The sequence below is a fragment of the Sphingomonas yantingensis genome (genome assembly GCF_014199325.1).
Classification (GTDB): domain Bacteria; phylum Pseudomonadota; class Alphaproteobacteria; order Sphingomonadales; family Sphingomonadaceae; genus Sphingomonas; species Sphingomonas yantingensis.
The window spans coordinates 50,250-71,392 of record NZ_JACIJJ010000003.1 but is presented as its reverse complement, the minus strand read 5'-3'; the positions used below and the strand labels follow the sequence as shown (position 1 = coordinate 71,392).

Annotated in this window: 20 protein-coding genes, 1 tRNA gene and 1 pseudogene; 13 read left to right on the top strand and 9 right to left on the bottom strand. The window is 68.6% G+C overall.

The genetic code is table 11. The features are described 5' to 3' along the window. Positions 1-37: 37 nt before the first annotated feature. From FHR19_RS10170 to fabD, 3 genes are all read right to left on the bottom strand, one after another. Positions 38-274, bottom strand: a complete 237-nt coding sequence (locus FHR19_RS10170) for an acyl carrier protein (protein WP_096341411.1) — start codon at positions 272-274, stop codon at positions 38-40. Between the two features lie 210 nt (positions 275-484). Then, positions 485-1,225 (bottom strand): 3-oxoacyl-[acyl-carrier-protein] reductase, encoded by a 741-nt coding sequence (fabG, locus tag FHR19_RS10165; RefSeq protein WP_184027847.1) that lies wholly within the window; start codon positions 1,223-1,225, stop codon positions 485-487. Positions 1,226-1,239: 14 nt separating this feature from the next. Beyond that, complete coding sequence (fabD, locus tag FHR19_RS10160; RefSeq protein WP_184027844.1) at positions 1,240-2,175, bottom strand: ACP S-malonyltransferase; 936 nt, start codon at positions 2,173-2,175, stop codon at positions 1,240-1,242. Positions 2,176-2,346: 171 nt separating this feature from the next. Here fabD and FHR19_RS18040 point away from each other — a divergent pair. The 4 genes and pseudogenes from FHR19_RS18040 to rplI all read left to right on the top strand — a co-directional run bounded on the left by FHR19_RS18040 (position 2,347) and on the right by rplI (position 4,112). Next, positions 2,347-2,722, top strand: a pseudogene (locus FHR19_RS18040) (RcnB family protein). Positions 2,723-2,871: 149 nt separating this feature from the next. After that, positions 2,872-3,285 carry a 30S ribosomal protein S6 gene (rpsF, locus tag FHR19_RS10150; RefSeq protein ID WP_184027841.1) on the top strand — a complete coding sequence of 138 codons (414 nt, stop codon included), beginning with the start codon at positions 2,872-2,874 and terminating at the stop codon, positions 3,283-3,285. Beyond that, complete coding sequence (gene rpsR / locus FHR19_RS10145) at positions 3,285-3,509, top strand: 30S ribosomal protein S18 (RefSeq protein ID WP_007403456.1); 225 nt, start codon at positions 3,285-3,287, stop codon at positions 3,507-3,509. Before rpsF ends, rpsR begins: the two co-directional genes overlap by 1 nt. A gap of 12 nt (positions 3,510-3,521) precedes the next feature. Continuing rightward, entirely contained in the window at positions 3,522-4,112 is a 591-nt protein-coding gene (gene rplI, locus FHR19_RS10140) for a 50S ribosomal protein L9 (protein ID WP_184027838.1), read from the top strand. Between the two features lie 234 nt (positions 4,113-4,346). Here rplI and FHR19_RS10135 read toward each other — a convergent pair whose 3' ends face one another. Then, entirely contained in the window at positions 4,347-4,682 is a 336-nt protein-coding gene (locus FHR19_RS10135) for an Mpo1-like protein (RefSeq protein ID WP_184027835.1), read from the bottom strand. A 276-nt stretch (positions 4,683-4,958) separates the two neighbouring features. Between FHR19_RS10135 and FHR19_RS10130 the strand changes: the two genes are divergently transcribed. Next, on the top strand, positions 4,959-5,231 hold the full coding sequence (locus FHR19_RS10130) for a hypothetical protein (RefSeq protein ID WP_184027833.1): 273 nt from the start codon (positions 4,959-4,961) through the stop codon (positions 5,229-5,231). 82 nt (positions 5,232-5,313) lie between these two features. Here FHR19_RS10130 and mutL read toward each other — a convergent pair whose 3' ends face one another. After that, positions 5,314-7,092 (bottom strand): DNA mismatch repair endonuclease MutL, encoded by a 1,779-nt coding sequence (gene mutL / locus FHR19_RS10125; protein WP_184027830.1) that lies wholly within the window; start codon positions 7,090-7,092, stop codon positions 5,314-5,316. A 149-nt stretch (positions 7,093-7,241) separates the two neighbouring features. On the opposite strand from mutL, the gene FHR19_RS10120 reads away from it, so the two are divergent. From FHR19_RS10120 to FHR19_RS10085, 8 genes are all read left to right on the top strand, one after another. Next, positions 7,242-8,285: a rod shape-determining protein gene (locus tag FHR19_RS10120; RefSeq protein ID WP_184027827.1), complete on the top strand. Its 1,044-nt coding sequence runs from the start codon at positions 7,242-7,244 to the stop codon at positions 8,283-8,285. Between the two features lie 23 nt (positions 8,286-8,308). Beyond that, on the top strand, positions 8,309-9,193 hold the full coding sequence (locus tag FHR19_RS10115) for a rod shape-determining protein MreC (RefSeq protein WP_184027824.1): 885 nt from the start codon (positions 8,309-8,311) through the stop codon (positions 9,191-9,193). Beyond that, positions 9,190-9,699: a rod shape-determining protein MreD gene (locus FHR19_RS10110; RefSeq protein WP_184027821.1), complete on the top strand. Its 510-nt coding sequence runs from the start codon at positions 9,190-9,192 to the stop codon at positions 9,697-9,699. The genes FHR19_RS10115 and FHR19_RS10110 overlap by 4 nt, the downstream gene beginning before the upstream one ends. Continuing rightward, positions 9,696-11,651, top strand: a complete 1,956-nt coding sequence (mrdA, locus tag FHR19_RS10105; RefSeq protein WP_343053234.1) for a penicillin-binding protein 2 — start codon at positions 9,696-9,698, stop codon at positions 11,649-11,651. The genes FHR19_RS10110 and mrdA overlap by 4 nt, the downstream gene beginning before the upstream one ends. Beyond that, a complete protein-coding gene (gene rodA, locus FHR19_RS10100) occupies positions 11,648-12,772 on the top strand; it encodes a rod shape-determining protein RodA (RefSeq protein WP_184027817.1) in 1,125 nt (374 codons plus the stop codon). The genes mrdA and rodA overlap by 4 nt, the downstream gene beginning before the upstream one ends. Positions 12,773-12,872: 100 nt before the next feature. Beyond that, positions 12,873-12,948, top strand: a tRNA-Lys gene (locus FHR19_RS10095). Positions 12,949-13,410: 462 nt separating this feature from the next. Next, the gene (locus FHR19_RS10090) at positions 13,411-14,778 is read left to right on the top strand and encodes a YeiH family protein (protein ID WP_184027814.1); all 1,368 of its coding nucleotides are present in this window, start codon (positions 13,411-13,413) and stop codon (positions 14,776-14,778) included. Next, complete coding sequence (locus FHR19_RS10085) at positions 14,775-15,035, top strand: hypothetical protein (RefSeq protein ID WP_184027810.1); 261 nt, start codon at positions 14,775-14,777, stop codon at positions 15,033-15,035. The genes FHR19_RS10090 and FHR19_RS10085 overlap by 4 nt, the downstream gene beginning before the upstream one ends. Here FHR19_RS10085 and FHR19_RS10080 read toward each other — a convergent pair. From FHR19_RS10080 to FHR19_RS10065, 4 genes are read right to left on the bottom strand one after another with little or no spacing between them, the layout of a single operon-like run. Beyond that, positions 15,032-16,024 (bottom strand): DUF2891 domain-containing protein, encoded by a 993-nt coding sequence (locus FHR19_RS10080; protein WP_184027807.1) that lies wholly within the window; start codon positions 16,022-16,024, stop codon positions 15,032-15,034. The genes FHR19_RS10085 and FHR19_RS10080 overlap by 4 nt on opposite strands. After that, entirely contained in the window at positions 16,021-16,926 is a 906-nt protein-coding gene (locus FHR19_RS10075; protein WP_184027804.1) for a 5-oxoproline transporter, DUF979 family subunit, read from the bottom strand. The genes FHR19_RS10080 and FHR19_RS10075 overlap by 4 nt, the downstream gene beginning before the upstream one ends. After that, entirely contained in the window at positions 16,923-17,579 is a 657-nt protein-coding gene (locus FHR19_RS10070; protein WP_184027802.1) for a DUF969 domain-containing protein, read from the bottom strand. Before FHR19_RS10070 ends, FHR19_RS10075 begins: the two co-directional genes overlap by 4 nt. After that, positions 17,579-21,136: a hydantoinase B/oxoprolinase family protein gene (locus tag FHR19_RS10065; RefSeq protein WP_184027800.1), complete on the bottom strand. Its 3,558-nt coding sequence runs from the start codon at positions 21,134-21,136 to the stop codon at positions 17,579-17,581. Before FHR19_RS10065 ends, FHR19_RS10070 begins: the two co-directional genes overlap by 1 nt. Between the last annotated feature and the right edge of the window lie 7 nt (positions 21,137-21,143).

The window sequence follows — 21,143 nt, the reverse complement described above, 5'->3', positions numbered from 1 at the left end:
GAGAGCCGCGAACGTCTTCTAACGAGACGGGCTCAAATCAGCCCTTGTGCTCGTCGATATAGGTGATCGCGTCCTTGACGGTCGTGATCTTCTCAGCGGCATCGTCGGGGATCTCGACGCCGAACTCTTCCTCGAACGCCATGACCAGCTCGACGATGTCGAGGCTGTCGGCGCCCAGATCGTCGATGAAGCTGGCGTCCTCGGTCACCTTCTCGGCCTCGACGCCCAGATTTTCGACGACGATCTTCTTCACGCGATCGGCGGTGTCGCTCATTCCCAAATCCTCTTGTGGGGTTCTTTCGATTACCTGAACGCCCTATCGGGCCAAATCCGCGCTGGCAAGTGGGCGTCGGTGGGATGGCTTTGCCATCGGTTGAGAATGCGCCGTGGCGCATTCCACGGCACCAGCCCGCTCCCCACCCGGCCACCCACTAAGTATCCTGATGGGTGGCCGGGTGGGGGAGCGGGCCGGTGCCGCCAACCATCAAATCATCGCCATGCCGCCGTTGACGTGCAGCGTCTGGCCGGTGACGTACCCGGCCTCGCGGCTGGCGAGATAGACCACGGCGGCGCCGATATCCTCGCCGGTGCCGAGGTCGCCGGCCGGAATGCGCCCGAGCAGCGCGGTCTTCTGCGCGTCGGGCAGCACGTCGGTCATCGCCGAGCGGATGAAGCCCGGCGCGACGCAATTGACGGTGATGTTGCGGCTGGCCAGTTCCTGCGCCAGCGCCTTCGACATGCCGACCAGCCCCGCCTTCGACGCGGCGTAGTTGGCCTGGCCCGGATTGCCGGTCGCGCCGACGACCGAGGTGATCGACACGATCCGGCCGAACCGCGCCTTCATCATCGGTCGGGCAGCGGCGCGGGCAAGGCGGAATGCGGCTTCGAGGTTGACGCGGATCACGTCGCCCCACTCCTCGTCTTTCATCCGCATCGCGAGGTTGTCGCGGGTGACGCCGGCATTGTTGACAAGGATGTCGAGCCGCCCGCCCAGCGCCTCGACCGCCTGCGGCACCAGCGCGTCGACGGCGGCACCGTCGGACAGGTTGCATGGCACCGCCACATGATCGCCGCCAAGGCCGCTGCAAAATGCCTCGAGCTTCTCGGCATTCGAGCCCGAGACGGCGAGCCGCGCGCCCTGCGCGGCCAGCGCCTTGGCGATCGCCGAGCCGATGCCGCCCGATGCGCCGGTGACGAGCGCGGTCATGCCAGTAAGGTCGAACATGGGATCCATTCTCCTCAGAGCGCCTTCAGCAGCGCTTCGATATCGTCCATCGTGATGACGCTGGTGGTCGTCGCATCCGGGGCGGTGCGCTTGACCATCGGGCCGAGCACCTTGCCGCCGAGCTCGACGTAATCGGTGACGCCCGTATCCCACATCGCCGCGACGCTCTCGCGCCAGCGGACCATGCCCGTGACCTGCTCGACCAGCAGGGCGCGGATGACGGCGGGGTCGGCGACGGGGGCGGCGGTGACGTTGGCGAAGACGGGGACCAGCGGCGCCTGCATCGCCACGTCGGCCAGCGCCGCTTCCATCGCATCGGCGGCGGGCTGCATCAGCGGGCAATGGAAGGGGGCCGATACCGGCAGCAGGACCGCCCGCTTGGCCCCGTGATCCTTGGCGAGGGCCACCGCCCGTTCGATCGCAGTGCGCGCGCCCGAAATGACGACCTGCCCGGGGTCGTTGTCATTGGCGACGGTGCAGACCTCGCCCTCGGCGGCCGCGTCGGCGATCGCCTGTGCCTTGGCGCGGTCGGCGCCGAGCAGCGCGGCCATCGCCCCCTCGCCCACCGGCACCGCCGCCTGCATCGCCTGTCCGCGCAACTTCAGCAGCCGCGCGGTGGTCGACAGGTCGAATGCGCCTGCGGCACACAGCGCGGTATATTCACCGAGCGAGTGGCCGGCGACGAAATCCGCCTTGTCGGACAGGCGCACGCCGCCCTCACGCTCGATCACGCGCAGCACGGCAATGGCGTTCGCCATGATCGCGGGCTGGGCGTTTTCGGTGAGGGTGAGGCCGCTCTCCGGCCCCTCGGTCATCAGGCGATAGAGGTGCTGGCCCAGCGCCTCGTCCACTTCGCCGAACACTTCGCGGGCGTGGGGGCTCGCCTCGGCCAGCGCGCGGCCCATGCCGACCGCCTGGCTCCCCTGCCCCGGAAAGATGAACGCGCGCATCACTGGCTCCCGCTTGGATTGGAAGCGCTCGCGCCTACGCCCGAACGCCGAAAGCTTTCAAGTCCCGGCGGGCCTGCGACAATCTGTGACCCTTTCGTTCTCCCCTCGCGATAGGTCTGCGACACGCGGGTCCCAGATTGCCTTCATCGAAATCGAACAGAGGAGATGAAGATGTTCAAGAAGCTCATGCTCGCCGGCGTCGCCGCCTCGATGGTCGCGGCCCCCACCATGGCCAGCGCCGCCCCGCAGCAGTATCGCGAGGTCGTTCGTCAGGGCCCGAACCGCACCGTCGTGGTCCAGCGCGGCCCCGGCTATCGCGAGAAGACCGTGATCCGCCACAACAACGCCCGCAAGTGGGCGCGCGGCCAGCGGTTCGACCGCCGCTATGCGACCAACTACCGCCAGATCGACTACCGCGCGTATCGCAACCGCGGTGTCTATGCCCCGCGCCCGCGGCTATCAGTGGGTGCAGTCGGGCAACGACGCGGTGCTGATCGCGCTGGCCAGCGGCGTGATCGGTGCGGTGATCGGCGGCGCGATCCGGTAACGCTTGCTTTTCGGCCCTGCATGTGATGTAGGGCCGGCAACCGGGGTGGAAGGGTTCGCCTTTCCGCCCCGGTCTGCATTTGCGACGACAGCCGGAGGGGCCATGCGATGGGCGCATGGTCAGCGATCGGCCAAGACAGGAACGAAGACATGTCTCTTTACGAGCACGTCTTCCTCGCCCGCCAGGATCTGGCGCAGGCGCAGGTGGACGCGTTGGCGGAAAACGCCACCAAGATCGTCGAATCGATGGAAGGCAAGGTCGTCAAGACCGAGACCTGGGGGCTTCGCAGCCTCGCCTATCGCATCGCGAAGAACCGCAAGGCGCATTACGTGATGCTCGAGATCGACGCACCCGGTGAGGTCGTCGCCGAGCTGGAGCGCCAGACCCAGATCAACGAGGACGTGATCCGCTACATGACCGTCCGCGTCGACGGCCATGAGGCCGGCCCGACCGTCATGATGCGCAAGGGCGACCGCGAGCGTCGCCGCGACCGTGACGACCGCGGCGACCGTGGTGGTGATCGTGGCCCCCGCCGCGAGCGTGAGGAAGGGGAGAACAACTGATGGCCCGCCCGTTTTTCCGCCGTCGCAAGAGCTGCCCCTTCTCGGCCAAGGACGCGCCGCGCATCGATTACAAGGATGTGCGCCTGCTCCAGGGTTTCGTGTCGGAGCGCGGCAAGATCGTGCCCTCGCGCATCACCAGCGTGTCGGCCAAGAAGCAGCGCGAGCTGGCCCAGGCCATCAAGCGTGCGCGTCACCTGGGCCTGCTGCCCTACGTCGTGAAGTAAGGAGCGGATCCCATGCAAGTCATCCTGCTTGAGCGTGTCGAGAAGCTCGGCCGCATCGGCGACGTGGTCACGGTGAAGGACGGGTTCGCCCGCAACTTCCTGCTGCCCAACAAGAAGGCGCTGCGCGCCAACGACGCCAACCGCCGCGTGTTCGAGGCGAATCGCGAGCGGATCGAGGCGGAGAACGCCACGCGCCGCACCGACGCCGAGGGCGAGGCCAAGACGCTTGAGGGCGTGTCGGTCACGCTGATCCGTCAGGCCTCGAACGTCGGCCAGCTCTATGGCTCGGTCGCGGTTCGCGATCTGGTCGATGCGCTCGTCGCCGACGGCCACAAGGTCAACAAGAGCCAGGTCGTGCTCGACAAGCCGATCAAGTCGATCGGCCTCCACGAGGTGCGCGTCGCGCTGCACCCCGAGGTGTCGGTGACGGTCAAGGTCAACGTCGCGCGTTCGCCCGAAGAGGCGGACATGCAGTCGCAGGGCGTCGACGTCATGTCGGCGATGTTCGAGAAGGAAGAGAGCGGCTTCACCGAAGACCGCGATCCCAACCTCGAAGCCGGCGAGATCGCGCGCGAGCCGAACGAGACCGAAGAAGAGGCCTGAGCCTTTACTTCCAACAAGAAAAAGGGGCTGTCCGAGCGATCGGGCAGCCCCTTTTTCGTGTGCGTTCGCGATTGCTGCTCAGGGCACCGCGACGCACGCGCTGATGACCGCGGCGAGCGGGATCAGCGACAATATGACGGGAACGACCTTGCTCATCTGAACGCCTTTTCAAATGCCTTGTCCGCCATCAATGCGCGACTGCATCAAAAGGTTTCCGGGCGGTGAACGGGTCGATCAGGCGCGGTTCGGGTCGACCCCCGCGGCGCGCAGGTGACGGTCGAGCCGGCCGCCCAGCCACAGGAAGAACATGCGATAGTCGCTGACCAGCGACCAGAGCGGGTGCGTGAACGTCGCCGGCCGGTTGCGCTCCACCCGGAAATGCGCGACCCAAGCGAAGCCGTAGCCGGCGATCGGGATCGCAAGCCACCACCATCCGCCGTTCAGGACGGCGATTGCGGCGAAGGCGAAGGTCAGCGCCGTCCCCGCATAATGCAGCGCCCGCGTCTTCGCCCGCCCATGCTCGCGAAGGTAGAAGGGCCAGAACTCGGCATAGGTAGCGACGCGGGCCATGGTGGACACGGTACCTCACCCCACATCCTCCGTCATCCCGGACTTGATCCGGGGTCCCGCTGCCTTGGGAGCAGGAAGAAGCGGGATTCCGGATCAAGTCCGGGATGACGAGGAGTGGTCGTTTTGTTCAACTACAGGGAGATTGGCCTACCTGGCGCACTGGCGGCTTCTCGATATCCCCATGGGTCAGCTTTGCGGAGTTCGACCCACGATGCCACCTTGCCGGGATGGCCAGGATCGGTGGCTCGCCGGCGGTGCTCGAGATAAGGCTTGGCCATGTTCGTGATCGAAGACGAATGGCATGCCGAGTGGATCGGAAGATATGCGACCCGAGGCGAGGCGCACGACGCGCTTCGGAAACTGGCGAGCTTGCCATGGGACGAACTGCCGAATGCTTGTCCTTGCAAGAGTTCGCAAACCTGTGGGCGACGTTATCATCTGATCGAGTTCGATACCTCTGCTGGTCCATGGCAGCGCCTCGAGGACGAGCCAGTGCTCGATGTCTCGGCAGCCGGGACGGACTGGCTGACCGCACTGCCGTTGGCCTAAACCTGAAATCCGCGTCCGGGGGACTACCGCGAGTCATTCGAGCCGGAGCAGAACTGCACCAGATGATACCCGATCGGGCCATTCATCGCCGCCCGAACAACTTCTCGATATCGCCGTGCGCCAGCTTCACCCAGGTCGGGCGGCCGTGATTGCACTGGCCCGAGTGCGGCGTGACTTCCATCTCGCGGAGCAGTGCGTTCATCTCGGGCACCGACAGCACGCGCCCCGCGCGGACCGAGCCGTGGCAGGCCATGGTGGCAGCGACATGGTCGAGCCGTTCCTTGAGCGACAGCGCTTGGTCGTGCGCGGCGATCTCGTCGGCTAGGTCGCGGATCAGGCCCGCCACGTCGCTCTGACCGAGCAAAGCGGGGACCGCGCGGACGAGTACGGCGGTCACGCCGAAGCGTTCGATCTCCAGCCCCATTTCGGCAAGCTCGCCCGCCCGATCCTCGAGCCGGTCGCAGGCGGGTTCGTCGAGCTCGATCACCTCGGGCAGCAGCAGCGCCTGTCGCGGTGCGCCGCCGGCCGTGAGCGCACGGCGCAGGCGTTCGAGGACGAGGCGCTCGTGCGCGGCGTGCTGGTCGACGATGACGAGGCCGTCCTCCGCCTCCGCGACGATATAGGTACGCGCCACCTGCCCTCGCGCGACGCCGAGAGGATGAGCAGTTGTCGAGGGCACCGGTTCCGATGCCGGCTCTGCGCGGGCGGCGGGCGGCGGCGACAGGAAGGTCGGGCGCGCGTCGCGCAGCAGCAGGTCGCCGGCGGGCGGCCCCCAGGCGAACGCCTCGGGCGGCGGCGATGACGTCATGGGCTCAGCCTGCCAGTTCGCCATCGCACCGGCATCGGCCGCCTGCACCACGCGGTGTCCCGCCTCGTCCAGCGCGCGCCTTAGGCCGCTGACGATCAGCCCGCGGACGAGCGCGGGATCGCGGAAGCGGACCTCGGTCTTGGCCGGGTGGACGTTCACGTCGACGCTGTCGGCCGGCACGTCGAGGAACAGCGCGACGACGGCATGGCGGTCGCGCGCCAGCATTTCGGCATAGGCGCCGCGGACGGCACCGACGAGCAGCTTGTCGCGCACCGGCCGGCCGTTGACGAACAGATACTGGTGGTCGGCAAGCCCGCGATTGAACGTCGGCAGTCCGGCCACGCCGCCGAGCACATGCCCCGCGCGATCGAGGTCGATCGCGACCGAATTGTCGGCAAGCGCGCGGTCGGTCAGCGCCGCCACGCGCTCGGGCCGGGTCTCCCCCGGCGGGACCGACAGCACGCGGCGGCCGTCATGCTCGACCGCGAAACCGATCTCCGGCCGCGCCATCGCGAGACGGCGGACGACGTCGAGGCAGGCGGCATATTCGGCGCGCGGACTGCGCAGGAACTTGCGCCGCGCGGGGATGCGCTCGAACAGTCCCTCGACCCGGACGCGCGTACCCGGAGGCAGCGCCGCCGGGCCTTCCTCGATCAATTCGCCATTGTCGACGATTCTGCGCCATCCCTCGCCGCCGCGCACCCGGCTTTCGAGGGTGAGGCGCGCAACGCTGGCGATCGAGGGCAACGCTTCGCCGCGAAAACCGAGCGTTGCGACGCCTTCGATCGCACCTGCCTCCCACAGCGATTCGGGCAATTTCGACGTGGCGTGGCGTTCGAGCGCCAGGGCCATGCTCTCGGCATCCATGCCACAGCCGTCGTCGACCACCTCGATCCCGTCGACCCCGCCCGCCGAGAGCCGCACCGAAATCCGGCAAGCCCCTGCATCGACAGCGTTTTCAACCAGTTCCTTGAGTGCGGCGGCTGGCCGCTCGACCACCTCGCCCGCGGCGATCCGGTTGACGAGGTTCGGGGGCAGGCGGCGTATTGACATGGGGGAGCCTGTAGCCCAAGCGGCGGCATCCCGCGACCCGCTTCCGCCACCCCTTCACCGGCGCCGGACCTTCGGCAGGCGGTGGGTCCGGCTAGACGTTGCATCACGCCCGTGCGCAGTATCTGCGTGCGACAACATTGGGTTGGTCGATGATTTTCTCGCGATTGTTCAAGTTCATGTCGCACGATATGGCGATCGACCTCGGGACGGCGAACACCGTCGTCTACCTGCGCGGACGCGGCGTCGTCCTCAACGAGCCTTCGGTGGTCGCGGTCGAGACGCTGAACGGCGTGAAGCGCGTGAAGGCGGTCGGCGACGACGCCAAACTGATGATGGGCAAGACCCCCGGCTCGATCGAGGCGATCCGGCCGCTGCGCGACGGCGTGATCGCCGACATCGACGTCGCCGAGCAGATGATCAAGCACTTCATCGAGAAGGTGCACGGCCGTCGCCGCGGGCCGTTCAGCTTCCCGCAGATCGTCATCTGCGTCCCCTCGGGCTCGACCAGCGTCGAGCGCCGCGCGATCCGCGACGCCGCCTCGAACGCGGGTGCGAGCCAGGTCTTCCTGATTGAGGAGCCGATGGCCGCTGCGATCGGCGCCGACATGCCCGTTACCGAGCCGATCGGATCGATGGTCGTCGACATCGGCGGCGGCACGACCGAGGTCGCGGTCCTGTCGCTGCGCGGTCTCGCCTATTCCACCAGCGTGCGCGTCGGCGGCGACAAGATGGACGAAGCGATCGTCAGCTATGTGCGCCGCAACCACAACCTGCTGATCGGTGAAGCCACGGCCGAGCGGATCAAGCAGGAAGTCGGCTGCGCCAAGCCGCCCGTCGACGGCATCGGTGCGACGATCCATATCAAGGGCCGCGACCTCGTCAACGGCGTGCCCAAGGAAATCCAGATCAACCAGGGCCAGATTGCCGAGGCGCTGTCGGAGCCCGTCGGCACGATCATCGAGGGCGTGCGCATCGCGCTGGAGAACACCGCGCCCGAACTGGCTGCGGACATCGTCGACCAAGGTATCGTCCTGACCGGCGGCGGCGCGCTCCTCCAGGGGATCGACGAGGTGCTGCGCGACGAGACCGGCCTGCCCGTCACCATCGCCGAAGACCCGCTGACCTGCGTCGCGATCGGCACCGGCCGCGCGCTCGAGGATCCGATCTATCGCGGTGTGCTGCTCGCGGTTTGAGCTGAGAGAGGGAGGGCGCGCCGATGGCGCCGCCGCGTAAACCGCGCCCCGGCTTTTCGAGGCGCGCCCAGTTCGGGTTGTTCCTCGGCTATGTCGCCGCGGCGACGGGCGCGCTGATCGGCGCGATCGTGCTCGTGCTCTCGTTCCTGCACCCGCCCGCCTATATCGCCGCGCGGGGCATCCTGCGCGAGGCGACGACGCCGGTGTCGTCGGGGCTCCACTGGGTGCGCCGGCAGGTCGCCGACATTCCGCCGGGCGTCGGCGGCTATTTCGGCGTCATGGGCGAAAACCGCCGGCTGAAGGCCGAGCGCGAAGCCGAGAAGAAGCTTCTCGCGCGTGCGCGCCAGCTGGTGATCGAGAATATCCGCCTGCGCCGCCTGCTCCAGCTGCGCGATCGCGAGGGCGAAACGGTGGCGACCGCGCGCCTCGTCAATGCGACCTCGGCCAGCACGCGGCGGTTCGCGACGCTGAACGCCGGGCTGTGGCAGGGCGTGCGTGCCGGCTATCCGGTGCGGGGGCCCGAGGGCCTGATCGGCCGCGTGCTGGAGGTGAGCCCCAATACCGCGCGCGTGCTGCTTGCCGTCGATCCCGAGAGCATCATCCCCGTCCGCCGCGTGCGCGATGGGATGCCCGCGATCGCGACGGGGCGCGGCGACGGCCTGATCGAGGTGCGTGTCGCGGGCATCGCCAACATGCCGTACCGCGCGGGCGACGTGTTCGTCACGTCCGGTGCGGGCGGGCTCTACCCGCCGGGTATCCCCGTCGCCCGCGTGATGCGTAACGCCCGCGATACCGCAGAGGCACGGCCGCTCGCCAACCCGGATGCGCTCGATTTCGCGCAGGTCCAGCGCCCTTATCTCCTCCCCCCCGCCCGCCCCGCCCCGCCCGAAAGCGCGGCCAAGAAGTGAACGAACCGCTCCGCTCCGCCTTTGCCGAGCCCGAGCCGCCGCGCCGCTCGCGCCGCATCGCGCCGGCGACGATCATGCTCGGGTCTCTGGTGACGCTGTTGCCCGTCGTCTCGACGGTGCCGTGGCTGCCCCCGCTGGGGCTGATGCTGCTGGTCGGCTGGCGGCTGGTGCGGCCCGACGTGCTGCGCGTCTGGGCGGGTGCACCGCTCGGCCTGTTCGACGATCTGGTCAGCGGACAGCCGCTGGGCAGCGCGATGCTCCTTTGGGGGGTGTCGCTGATCGTGCTGGATATGTTAGACATGCGCCTCGTGTGGCGTGATTTCTGGCAGGACTGGCTGTTGGCGAGCGGGACGATCGCATTCTGCCTGATCGGCGGCCGGCTCATCGCCTCGCCGCTGGGGGCGCATGTCGATACCGCGCTTGCGCTCCAGATCTTGCTTGCCTCGGCGCTCTATCCGCTGGTGTCGCGCCTGTGCTTCGCGCTCGACACCAAAGGCCGGCCGTGAGCGGCCCGATCCGCCAGGTGACCGAGGCCGCGCAGGCCTTTACCTTTTCGCGCCGGGCCTTTGCGCTTAGCGCGGGCCAGATTGGTGTCGGCGCTCTGCTCGCCGGCCGCATGGCATGGCTGTCGGTCGCCGAGAACGAGCGGTACAAGCTTCTGTCCGAGAGCAATCGCGTCAACCTGACGCTGATCCCGCCGCGGCGCGGGTGGATCGTCGATCGCGCTGGCCACGCGATCGCCAATAATCGTACCGATTTCCGCATCGACCTGATCCCCGAGCGGGTCGAGGATGCCGCGCGGGTGCTCGCCGATCTCGCTCGCCTGCTGAAGCTCGATCCGAGCGAGGTCGAGCGGATCACCAAGGAACTGGAGCGCGCGCGGGGGCTGCAGCCCGTGCCGGTCGCGGAGAATCTCGACTGGGACCGCTACGCCGCGGTCGTCGTGCGGCAGCCCGAACTGCCGGGCGTGGCGCCGACGCAGGGCTATGCCCGCAACTATCCCGCCGGGGCCGCGGTCGCGCATCTGGTCGGCTATGTCGGCACGCCCTCAGCCGAGCAGTACAAGGAAAGCAAGGACCCGCTCTACCTCGCCCCCGGTTTCAAGCTGGGCAAGGACGGGCTTGAGAAGGCATTAGAACCGAAGCTGCGCGGTACACCCGGCGCACGTCGGGTCGAGGTGACGGCGCGCGGGCGGCCGGTTCGCGACCTCGACACCCGCCGCGACGTGCCGGGGCAGACGGTCAAGCTGACGATCGACGCGGGTCTTCAGGAATATGCCGCGCGACGCCTGGGCAACGAGAGCGGCAGCGCGGTCGTCATCGACGCGCGCACGGGCGGCATCCTCGCGATGGCGTCGATGCCCGCTTACGACCCCAACAGCTTTTCGGACGGCATCAGCCGCCTCGAATGGGGGATGCTGAGCGAAGACGACCACCTGCCGCTGACCAACAAGGTGTTGCAGGGGCTCTACCCGCCGGGCTCCACCTTCAAGCCGGCGACCGCGATCGCGGCCCTGCGCGCGGGGATCGACCCGGAGAGGACGGTCTATTGCAATGGCGGCTACCAGCTCGGCAACCGCTTCTTCCGCTGTCTCGGGCGGCACGGGTCGGTCAATCTGCACCGCGCGATCGCCAAGAGCTGCAACACCTATTTCTACACCATGGGCCGCGACGTCGGGATGGACGGCGTGGCGGCGGCGGCGCGGCAGCTCGGCCTCGGCGCCGAATATCCACTGCCCTTTCCCTCGCAGCGTTACGGGACGATCCCTGATCCGGCATGGAAGCTACGGAAATACAAGGAAAGCTGGCGACCCGCCGACACGCTAAACGCCTCGATCGGTCAGGGTTATATTCTCGCCAGTCCGCTCCAACTGGCGGTGCAGGCGTCGCGCATCGCGTCCGGGCGCGAGTTGATGCCGCGCATCCTCGCCGATGCGCCGATCGTCGGGCCGATGCTCGACGTGCCGCAGGAGCGGATGGCGATGATCCGCTCGGGCATGGACGAGGTGGTGAACGGCGCCGGTACAGCGGTGCGCAGCCGGCTTCAGCTCGACGGCATCCGCATGGGCGGCAAGACGGGCACCGCGCAGGTACGGCGCATCGCCGGCGGCGCGCGCGGCGGCCTGAACGTGCCGTGGAAGTATCGCGACCATGGCCTGTTCATCGGCTTCGCGCCGGTCGAGAACCCGCTTTATGCCGTCGCCGTTGTGATCGAGCACGGCATGTCGGGTTCCGGGGCCGCTGCCCCGGTGGCGCGTGATCTGCTGACCTACCTGTTCGATCGGCCCAAGGCGATGGAGACGCTCGAGGCGTTCGAGAAACAGTGGGGCGGCGACCTCAACGCGCGGATGGCGGCGAAGGCGGAGGCCTATCGCCTCGTCCGACAGGCACCGATCCCGATCGCCACCCCCTCCCCCCATCCGGAAGCGACACCGCCGGCCGCGGGGGGACGCGAGTGAGGCTCGGCGAACTGATACCCGCGCCGATCGCGCAGCTGCCTTGGCATATCCTGTTCTTGATCTTGGCGATCGGCGGGTTCGGGACCGTCGTGCTCTTCTCGGCCGCGGGGGGCAGTTTCACGCCCTGGGCGTGGTCGCAGGGGATCAGGCTGCTCGTCTTTCTCGGGCTCGCCGTCGTCCTCTCCTGGGTGCCGATGCGCTTCTGGGAAAAACTTGCGCTGCCCGGCTACGGCATCACGCTGGCCGCGCTAGTCGCGGTCGAGCTGCTGGGCGCGGTGAAGGGGGGCAGCCAGAGGTGGCTCGACCTCGGCTTCATCCGGTTGCAGCCGTCGGAGTTCATGAAGCTGTTCATGGTGCTTGCCGCCGCGCGCTTCTATGCGATGCTGCCGGGGGCGGAGGTGCGCCGGTTCGGGGGCATCTGGCCCGCGGTCGGCCTGATCGCGATGCCCGCCGCGCTGGTGATGCTGCAGCCCGATCTCGGCACCGCGCTGATGATTACCGGCGGCGGGATCGTCATCATGTTCCTGGCGGGCGTGCCGCTGCGCCTGTTCATAGGCGGGGCGCTGGGTCTGGCGCTGTTCGTGCCGATCGCGGTCAACTACATCCTCCACGATTACCAACGCAATCGCGTGCTGATCTTCATGAACCCGGAGGCCGATCCACTCGGCACGGGTTATCACATCAGCCAGTCGAAGATCGCGATCGGGTCGGGCGGGCTGTTCGGCAAAGGTTTTCTCCAAGGCACGCAAAGCCATCTCGACTATCTGCCGGAGGGGCATACCGACTTCGTCTTCGCCACGATGGCGGAGGAATGGGGGCTGGCGGGTGGCGTGCTGCTGATCCTTGCCTTCATGCTTCTGATCCGCTGGGGGATGAACGTTGCGGCGCGGTCGCCCGCGCGCTTCGGACGGCTGGCGGCGGCGGGTCTGGCGACGACGATCTTCTTCTACGTGGCGATTAACCTCCTGATGGTCATGGGCTTCGCGCCCGTGGTCGGCATCCCGCTTCCGCTCGTCAGCTTCGGTGGTTCGGCGCAGATGACGGTGCTGATCTGCGTCGGCGTGCTGATGTCGATCGACCGCGCGTCCCGCCCGAAACCCGGTTTCCGCCGCCTGATCTGAAAAAAGTGAAAAAAGGGGTTGCCGCCCTCGGGGACCACTGTTAGTGGCGCGCTTCCCGACGGGGAACGGACCGCAGCCGGCCGGTTTCTCCTCCCGGAATGGACGCATAGCTCAGTTGGTAGAGCAGCTGACTCTTAATCAGCGGGTCCTAGGTTCGAGCCCTAGTGCGTCCACCATTCTCCTGAAATCGCCGGGTTATCCCGAGGCTTAGCGAGCAATCTCGTGAACCGGACAAGGCGCTCCGCCCGGTGCCCGGGCTCTGTCGATCACGGAATTGAATAGCCCTTTCATCCGGCGGCTGTTGCTAGCACGCGTCGGCTGGGCGCCGTCGTGATTGCGGATCGGGCGGCACCGGACGCTGCAAAAAGGCATAACCCCGCCGCTTTGTAGCCGGGTCGTTGCGTCGGCCTGAGCGTCGCTGACTCCAGGTGGTTGCCTGCCGCGTGGATGGACAGCCTTACCGACAGGCTCGATGTCCAGAACCCGCCGGGCATCGTAATCTTCTTCATGCTATCCTCGGTGATGGCGCCGAGCGCCACAGACGATCGGCATGATGCTGCCGCTACGCCTTTGATGCGAAGCAAATCTATGTCGATCGTGCCGCCCCGCGCCCTAAGCTTTAGCCTGAGGAGAGCGGGATGACGGCGACGGAGACGCGTGGCTGGCGCGAAATGTGGCGCAAGGAGGACTGGTGGGCGGTCTGGATCGGCCTCGGCATCGTCGCGGCCGCGTGTATCGCGTTCGCGAACGGTACGAGCCTGCGCTGGCTGGCGGTGCTCCCCGCGCGCTGGTCGTCGATCATGGCGCTGGCGGGCGATCTGGGCAGTAACGGCTTACGCTATCTCGCGCTGTTCGTCTTCTGGACGGCGGTGTTCGCGATCGCTTTGCGCGCGGTGGGCCAGCGGGTTACGGCATTCCTGCCGGCCTTCGCCATCCTGTTTGCCGCCGCGACCGCAATCTTCGTCCTGGGACAGTGGCAAGGGGCGACGGCGTTCAACCTCGAGCCGCCGCTGCTGGCGCTGCTGATCGGCCTCGTCATCGCCAATACCGTGCGGCTGCCGGCTTGGTTCGATGCGGGGCTGCGCGGCGAGTTGTACGTCAAGACGGGCATCGTCCTGCTCGGCGCGACGCTGCCCCTGACATTGATCGCGCTCGCCGGGCCGGTGGCGCTGCTGCAGGCGTCGATCGTGTCGGTGGTGACGTTCGGGGCGATCTATCTCGCCGCGGTCCGGCTGGGCCTCGACCGGCGCTTCGCGGCGACGCTGGGCGTCGGCGGCGCAGTGTGCGGCGTGTCGGCGGCAATCGCGGTCGCGGGCGCGGTTAATGCCAAGCGCGAGCATGTCGCGATCACGATCACGCTTGTCATCCTGTGGGCCATCGCGATGATCTTCGCGCTGCCCGCCGTCGCCTGGGCGCTCCGGCTGCCGACCGGCGTCGCGGGCGCATGGATCGGCACCTCGGAGTTCGCCGACGCCGCCGGCATCGCCGCCACACAGGCCTATGGCGGGCTCGCCGAGCGGACCGGCGCGGTGCCCGGCACGACGGAGCAGGCGCTTCAGGCCTTCACCCTCGTCAAGGTCGTCGGCCGCGACATGTGGATCGGCATCTGGGCCGTCGTCCTCGCCATCGTCGCGACGACCCGATGGGAGGCGGCGCCCGCCAGCGCCCGCCCCGACCCGCGCGAGATCTGGGTGCGCTTCCCCAAGTTCGTGTTCGGCTTCCTGATCGGCTCGGCGATCGTGTCGACGTTCACCGCCGGGCTGTCGCTGGCCGACTATAACCGTCTCGTCGCGCCCGACCTGATCGGGCCGATCAAGGATCTGCGTACCTGGGTATTCATCTTCTGCTTCCTCAGCATCGGGCTGACGACGCGGTTTCGCGACCTCGCGCGGGCGGGACCGCGGCCGTTCGGGGCGTTCGCGATCGGGGTAGGCATCAATCTGGCGCTCGGCTTCGTGCTGTCGGTCTGGCTGCTCGGCGGCTATTGGACGACCCTCGGTCAGTGACGGCGACCTGCGGCCATTGCCGTCATTTCGACGGCGAGGCGGCGGCGTTCGAGCGCGCGCTGCCCGGCATTCGCGCGCTGTCGTCGGCACTGGCGGCGGTGCGCGGCGACGATGGCCGTTGCCGGCTGCACGACCGGATCGTGCGGCCGATGGCTGCTTGCGCGCACTTCGACGGTAAGCCTGCGACCGCCGACGCCATCGCGCCGGCAGCTCCACGATGGCCGCCCTTACAAAGCCATGTCGGCGTTCGCCGCTAGCGATCGAGGGCGAGGAGCGCGAAGGTCGCGAGCCAGTGTTCGCCCATATAATCGTCGCCCAGATGCGGCAGGCTGGCGGCCAGATGGCGAACCGCGCTCGCTTCCGAGAGGCTGGCGACCGGGTGGACTTCTCCCAGCGCGGCGGCGATTTCGCGCCAGCACCAAGCCCGGCTGAGGTTGAGGCCGTCGAGATGTGCGATCTTGCCGTCGCTGCGGTCGGAAACCCGCGCGGGGGTGAACAACGTCGCCGGATCGCCCGATGCGGCGCGGGGCAAGAAGCCGTCGAACCAGTCCCGGAACGCCCCGGCGCCGAGCACCCGGCTCATCAGCAGCGCCTCGCAAAGGGCGGGCGACAGGAACTCGTCGCCGCCCGGCTCCCATGCCTGGCAATCGCGATCGCCGCCGAACCAGCCGGTCGCCGCGTTGACGATCGCCTCGCGGAGGTGCGCGTCGCGGGCCTCGGCCCATTCCCAGGCGAGCGTCAGCGCGAACGCGATGTTGAAATGCGTGCCGACCCGGAGTGGGTAGGTCAGGCGCGGCAGGAACGTCGCCAGCCGCTCGGCCAGCAACCGGGCGAGCGGTTCCAGCGCCTCTCCCCACCCCGCGTCGTGGCGAACCGCCTCGCCATGCAGCGCCAGCGCCCATGCCCAGCCATAGGGCCGCTCGAACCCGGCCGCGCCCGGCCGCAGGAAATAGGCGACCTCGCCCGCCACCTTTTCGCCCACGAACATCGCGTCGGCACGCGCGCGGATCGCGGGGGTGAGATCGATATCGGGGAATCGGCGGATAAGGCGAAGCAACTGCCACCAGCCATGGACACAGCTGTGCCAGTCGAAACTGCCATAGAAGATCGGATGCAGCGCCGAGGGCGTCTGCGCATCCTCCGGCCCGTTCAGCAAATGCATCAGCACGTTGGGATATTCGCGATCGATATGCCCGAAGGTCATCGTGGCGAAACGGGCGGCGGTGTCGCGGTCGAGCTGGGTCATGCGATCATCAGGTAGAGGAGCGCGATGTTGAACGCGAGTAGCGGCAGCGCGGTCGGCACCTGTGCCCGGATCACGCCGTATCTGTCCTTCAGATCCAGCAGAGCGGCCGGCAGCAGATTGAAGTTCGCCGCCATCGGCGTGAGGAGCGTGCCGCAGAACCCCGCCAGCATGCCCACCGCCGCGACGATCGCCGGATCGCCCCCCGCCCCGCGGATCAGGAGCGGCACGCCGACCGCGGCCGCCATCACCGGGAACGCGGCGAAGGCGTTGCCCATCACGATCGTGAACACCGCCATGCCGATGCCATAGGCGGCGACCGCGCCGAAGACGCTGCCTGCCGGGATGACGGCACCGATCAGCCGGCCGACCACTTCGCCCACCCCGGCCAGCGCGAACACCGCGCCGAGGCTGGCGAGCATCTGCGGCATCACCGCGACCCAGCCAATATCGTCGATCAGCCCGCGCCCGGCAACGATCGGCTCGTGAAGCCGCGCCCGCAAGAGCCAGGCACATAGGCCGAGCGCGACCAGCGTCCCGATCGTAAGCGCGACCAGCGTCGCCTGCTTGGGATCGACCCAGCCGGGAAACGCCTTGAACGCGAGCGTCCCGAGCACAGCCGTCGCCGGAATGACGAGCGCGGGTGCGAATACGCGGGCGCCGTACCGATCCTCGGCCGGCGGTGCGGGCTCGGCACGGCGCATCCGGCCCGAGGCGGCGATGCCGACCAGCGCAAGGACGAGCACGCCATTGGCGATATCGCCCAGCCGATTGCCAGCCAGGAACGACAGCGCGATCAGCCCGTGGAACGCGGCATTGGCCCAGCGCCGGTCGCGCACGCTCGACACCGCAAAGATCGCGAAGACCGCGCCCGCGACGCCATAAACGAGGTCGAGGCCGATCACTTCGCGCGCCCCAGTCGCCGGTCGAGCCAAAGCAGCCGTGCGCCATGGATCAGGAACGCCACGATCGCGGTCGGGATCGCCCAGACCGAGAGCTGGAACGGCTCGAGCGCGATGCCATAGCCCTCCAGCACACCCTTCATCAGCAGGATCGATCCGATCGCGATGAAGATATCCTCGCCGAAGAACAGCCCGACATTGTCGGTAGCGGCGGCCATCGCCTTTACGCGTTCGCCCTCGCCCGCATCGCCGACCTGCCGCTCCGCCGCGGCCTCCGCCATCGGCGCGACGAGCGGGCGGACGGTCTGCGCCGGGCCGCCGACCGAGGTGAGGCCGAGTGCCGCGGTCACCTGTCGAAACAGGAGATAGCCAACCAGTAACCGGCCCGCCGTCGCCCCCTTGAGCCGCGCCACGAGCGCACGCGCGCGGGTCTGTAACCCTCGACGCTCCAGCAGGCCGATCACCGGCAGCACCATATAGATGGCGGTCACGTACCGTGTCTCGTTGAACGCATGGCCGAACGTGCCGAGGATGCGGACGGGGTCGAGCCCGGCGGCAAGCCCGGTGACCGCGGCCGAGACGATGATGACGAGCAGCGGATTGAACCGCAGCAGGAACCCGCCCGCGATCACCGCGATGCCGGCGAGGACGAGCATCAGCGCTTCACCCCATATCCGCCGCCGCCGGGCGTCTCGATCACCATGACGTCGCCCATGCCCATGTCAGCGATCGCGGTCGAGCCGAGGGTCTCGATGCGGCCGTCCGCGCGTTCGATCCGGTTGGCCCCCGCTCGGCCCGGCTCGCCGCCCGCGAGCCCGAAGGGCGGCACGCGGCGACGGTTGCTGAGGAGGCCGGCACGCATCGGCGCGAGAAAGCGCAGCCGGCGCACGGTGCCGTCGCCCCCGCGTCGTTCGCCCGCCCCGCCCGATCCGCGGCGGATCGCGAACTGCTCGACGAGCACGGGATAGCGTGCCTCCAGCACTTCGGGATCGGTCAGGCGGCTGTTGGTCATGTGCGTCTGGATCGCGTCGGCGCCGTCATGGTTCGGCCCTGCCCCGGCGCCGCCCGCGATCGTCTCGTAATATTGATAGGTTGCGTCGCCGAAGGTGAGGTTGTTCATCGTCCCCTGGCTTCCCGCCATCGCGCCGAGCGCGCCGAGCAGCGCATCGGTGACGACCTGGCTCACCTCGACATTGCCCGCGACGATGGCAGCCGGGTGGCGGGGGTTGAGCATCGACCCTTCGGGCACGATCAGCGTGACGGGGCGGAGGAACCCTTCGTTCAGCGGCACCGCCTCGTCCACCAGCAGGCGCAGGACATAAAGGACGGCAGCCCGCGTGACCGCGAGCGGCGCGTTGAAGTTGGTCGGACGCTGCTCGCTGGTGCCGGTGAAGTCGATCGTCGCCTCACCTGCCGCGCGATCGACGCGGACGGCGACCTTTACGACGGCGCCGTCGTCGAGTTCGTAGGCGAAGCTGCCGTCATCGAGCGCAGCGATCATCCGCCGCGCCATCGCCTCCGCATGGGCCTGAAGATGCGTCATGTAGCGGGTGACGATGCCCTGGCCCTGCTGCGCTGCGAGTTGTCGAAGCCCCTCTGCCCCACGCGCGCAGGCGGCGACCTGTGCCGCAAGATCGGCGAGGTTCTGGTCGATGTTGCGCGCCGGGTGCGCGCCGCTCGAAAGCAGCGCACGGATCGGTTCCGACTGCATGACGCCATCGGCGACGATCGGCACATCGTCGAAGATCACGCCCTCGTCCTCGATCGTCCGGCTGTCCGGCGGCATCGAGCCGGGCGTCGTCCCGCCAACATCCGCATGGTGCCCGCGCGCAGCGACATAGTAGGCGGGCACCTCGTCGCCCGCGAATACCGGCATGATGACGGTGATGTCGGGCAGGTGCGTGCCGCCGCGATAGGGGTCGTTGAGGGCATAGACCTCCCCCTCACGCATCGTGCCCGCGCGATTGGCCATGACGGTGCGGATACTCTCGCCCATCGAGCCCAGATGAACCGGGATATGCGGCGCGTTGGCGACTAGCCCCCCGTCGCCATCGAAGATCGCGCAGGAGAAATCGAGCCGCTCGCGGATGTTGACCGACGCGGCGCTTCGCTGGAGCGCGGCGCCCATCTCCTCGGCGATGCCCATGAACAGGCCGGCAAAGATTTCGAGGCGGACGGGATCGGCGGCCTCGCCGGCCCGCGCGACCGAGCGCGCCTCGCCGCGCTCGAGGTGCAGCGTTCCTTCGGACAGGACGGTTGCCGTCCAACCGGGTTCGACGACGACGGTCGAGACGGGATCGAGGATCAGCGCCGGCCCCTCAAGCACCTGCCCCACGGCCAGCGCCTCGCGCCGATAGACGGAGACGGCATGCGCAGCGCCGGCGAGGTACATGCCGACCCGCTCGATCGGTTCGCCCGGCCGCTCGGGCAGCGCGGCAGGGGGCAGCGCCTCGCCATCGCTGGCGCTGGCCTCGACACGAAGCCGCTCGACCACCAGCGTGTCGTTGCCAACGAAGCCGAAGCGCTGGCGATGCGCCGCGGCAAAGGCGGCGGTCATCGCCGCGGGGGTGCTCCAGGGCACCTCGATCGTTTGGTCGCCCCGGGCGTAGCGCAGGTGGGCGGCGGCCGCGATGCCGATGGTATCGCGGGTGACGCCCTGCGCCGAGAGCGCACCGCGCGCCTCGTCAGTAAGGGCTTCTAGCGCGGTGGACACGTCTGCATCGCCGAGGGAGACCCCGACCGTCGCCTCTCGCACCACACTGCGCTCGGCAAGGCCGATGCCGACGGCGGACAGCACGCCCGCCAGCGGGTGGATCAGCACCTGTCGCATTCCCAGCGCATCGGCGACGAGACAGGCATGCTGCCCGCCCGCGCCGCCGAAGCAGGCGAGCGCATAGGCAGAGGGATCCTCGCCCCGCGCGACCGAGACCGAGCGGATCGCGCGCGCCATGTTGGCGACCGCGATCGCGACGAGACCCTCGGCCGCGACCTCACGCGTCAGGCGGTCGCCGGTCGCGGCTTCGACCTGGTCGAGCAGCGCGTCGAGCGCCGCCTCCGATGCTACGCGATCGGGCGGCAGGTCGCGGTTCGGGCCGAACAGCGCGGGGAAATGATCGGGCTGGATCTTGCCAAGCACGAGATTGCAGTCGGTGATCGTCAGCGGCCCGCCGCGCCGGTAACAGGCCGGCCCCGGATCCGCGCCCGCCGACGCCGGGCCGACGAGCAGCCGCCCGCCGTCGAAGTGACAGATCGACCCGCCGCCCGCCGCGACGGTGTCGATCCGCATCATCGGCACCGCGACGCGCACCCCCGCCAGCACCGCGTCCGATCGCCGGTCGTAGTGGCCGGCATAGAGCGACACGTCGGTGGAAGTCCCACCCATGTCGAAGCCGATCACGCGCTCGAACCCCGCCGCCGCCGCCGTCCGCGCCATCCCGACGATCCCGCCCGCGGGGCCGGAAAGCAGCGCATCCTTGCCGCCGAAACCGTTGCCGGCGACCAGCCCGCCACTCGACTGCATGAACAGCAGGTCCGTCCCCAGCGACGCCTCCAGCCCCTCGACATAGTGGCGCAGCACCGGCGAAAGGTATGCGTCGGCGAGCATGGTATCCCCGCGCGCGACGAGGCGGGTCAGCGGCGCGGTACGGTGGCTGACCGAAATCTGCGTGAAACCCGCCGCGGCGGCGAGGTCGGCCAGCGCCGCTTCGTGCATGGTGTGCTTCCACCCGTGCATCAGCACGATCGCGACGGCGCGCAGACCCTTTGCATAGGCCGCGGCGAACGCGGCCGCAGCGGCGTCGCGGTCCAACGGAGTCACGACCGTGCCGTCCTCCGCTACCCGCTCGTCGATCTCGATCACCTCGGCGAACAGCGGCGGGGCGCGGCGGATGTCGCGGGCGAAGATGTCGGGCCGGTCCTGATAGCCGATCGTCAGCGCGTCGCCGAACCCGCGCGTGATCGCCAGCAGCACCGGCTCGCCCGCGCGCTCGAGCAGCGCATTGGTCGCGATCGTCGTACCGATGCGGATGCGGCAGGGGGGCAGCGGCCCCTCACCCACTCCAGTCAGGTCGCGGATCGCCGCCTCCGCCGCGTCATGGCGGCGGTCGGGATCGATCGAGAGCAGCTTCGCGGTGGCAAGGCTCCCGTCGGGGCGACGGGCCACCACATCCGTGAAGGTGCCGCCGCGGTCGATCCAGAAACGCCATTCGCTCATGCCGCGT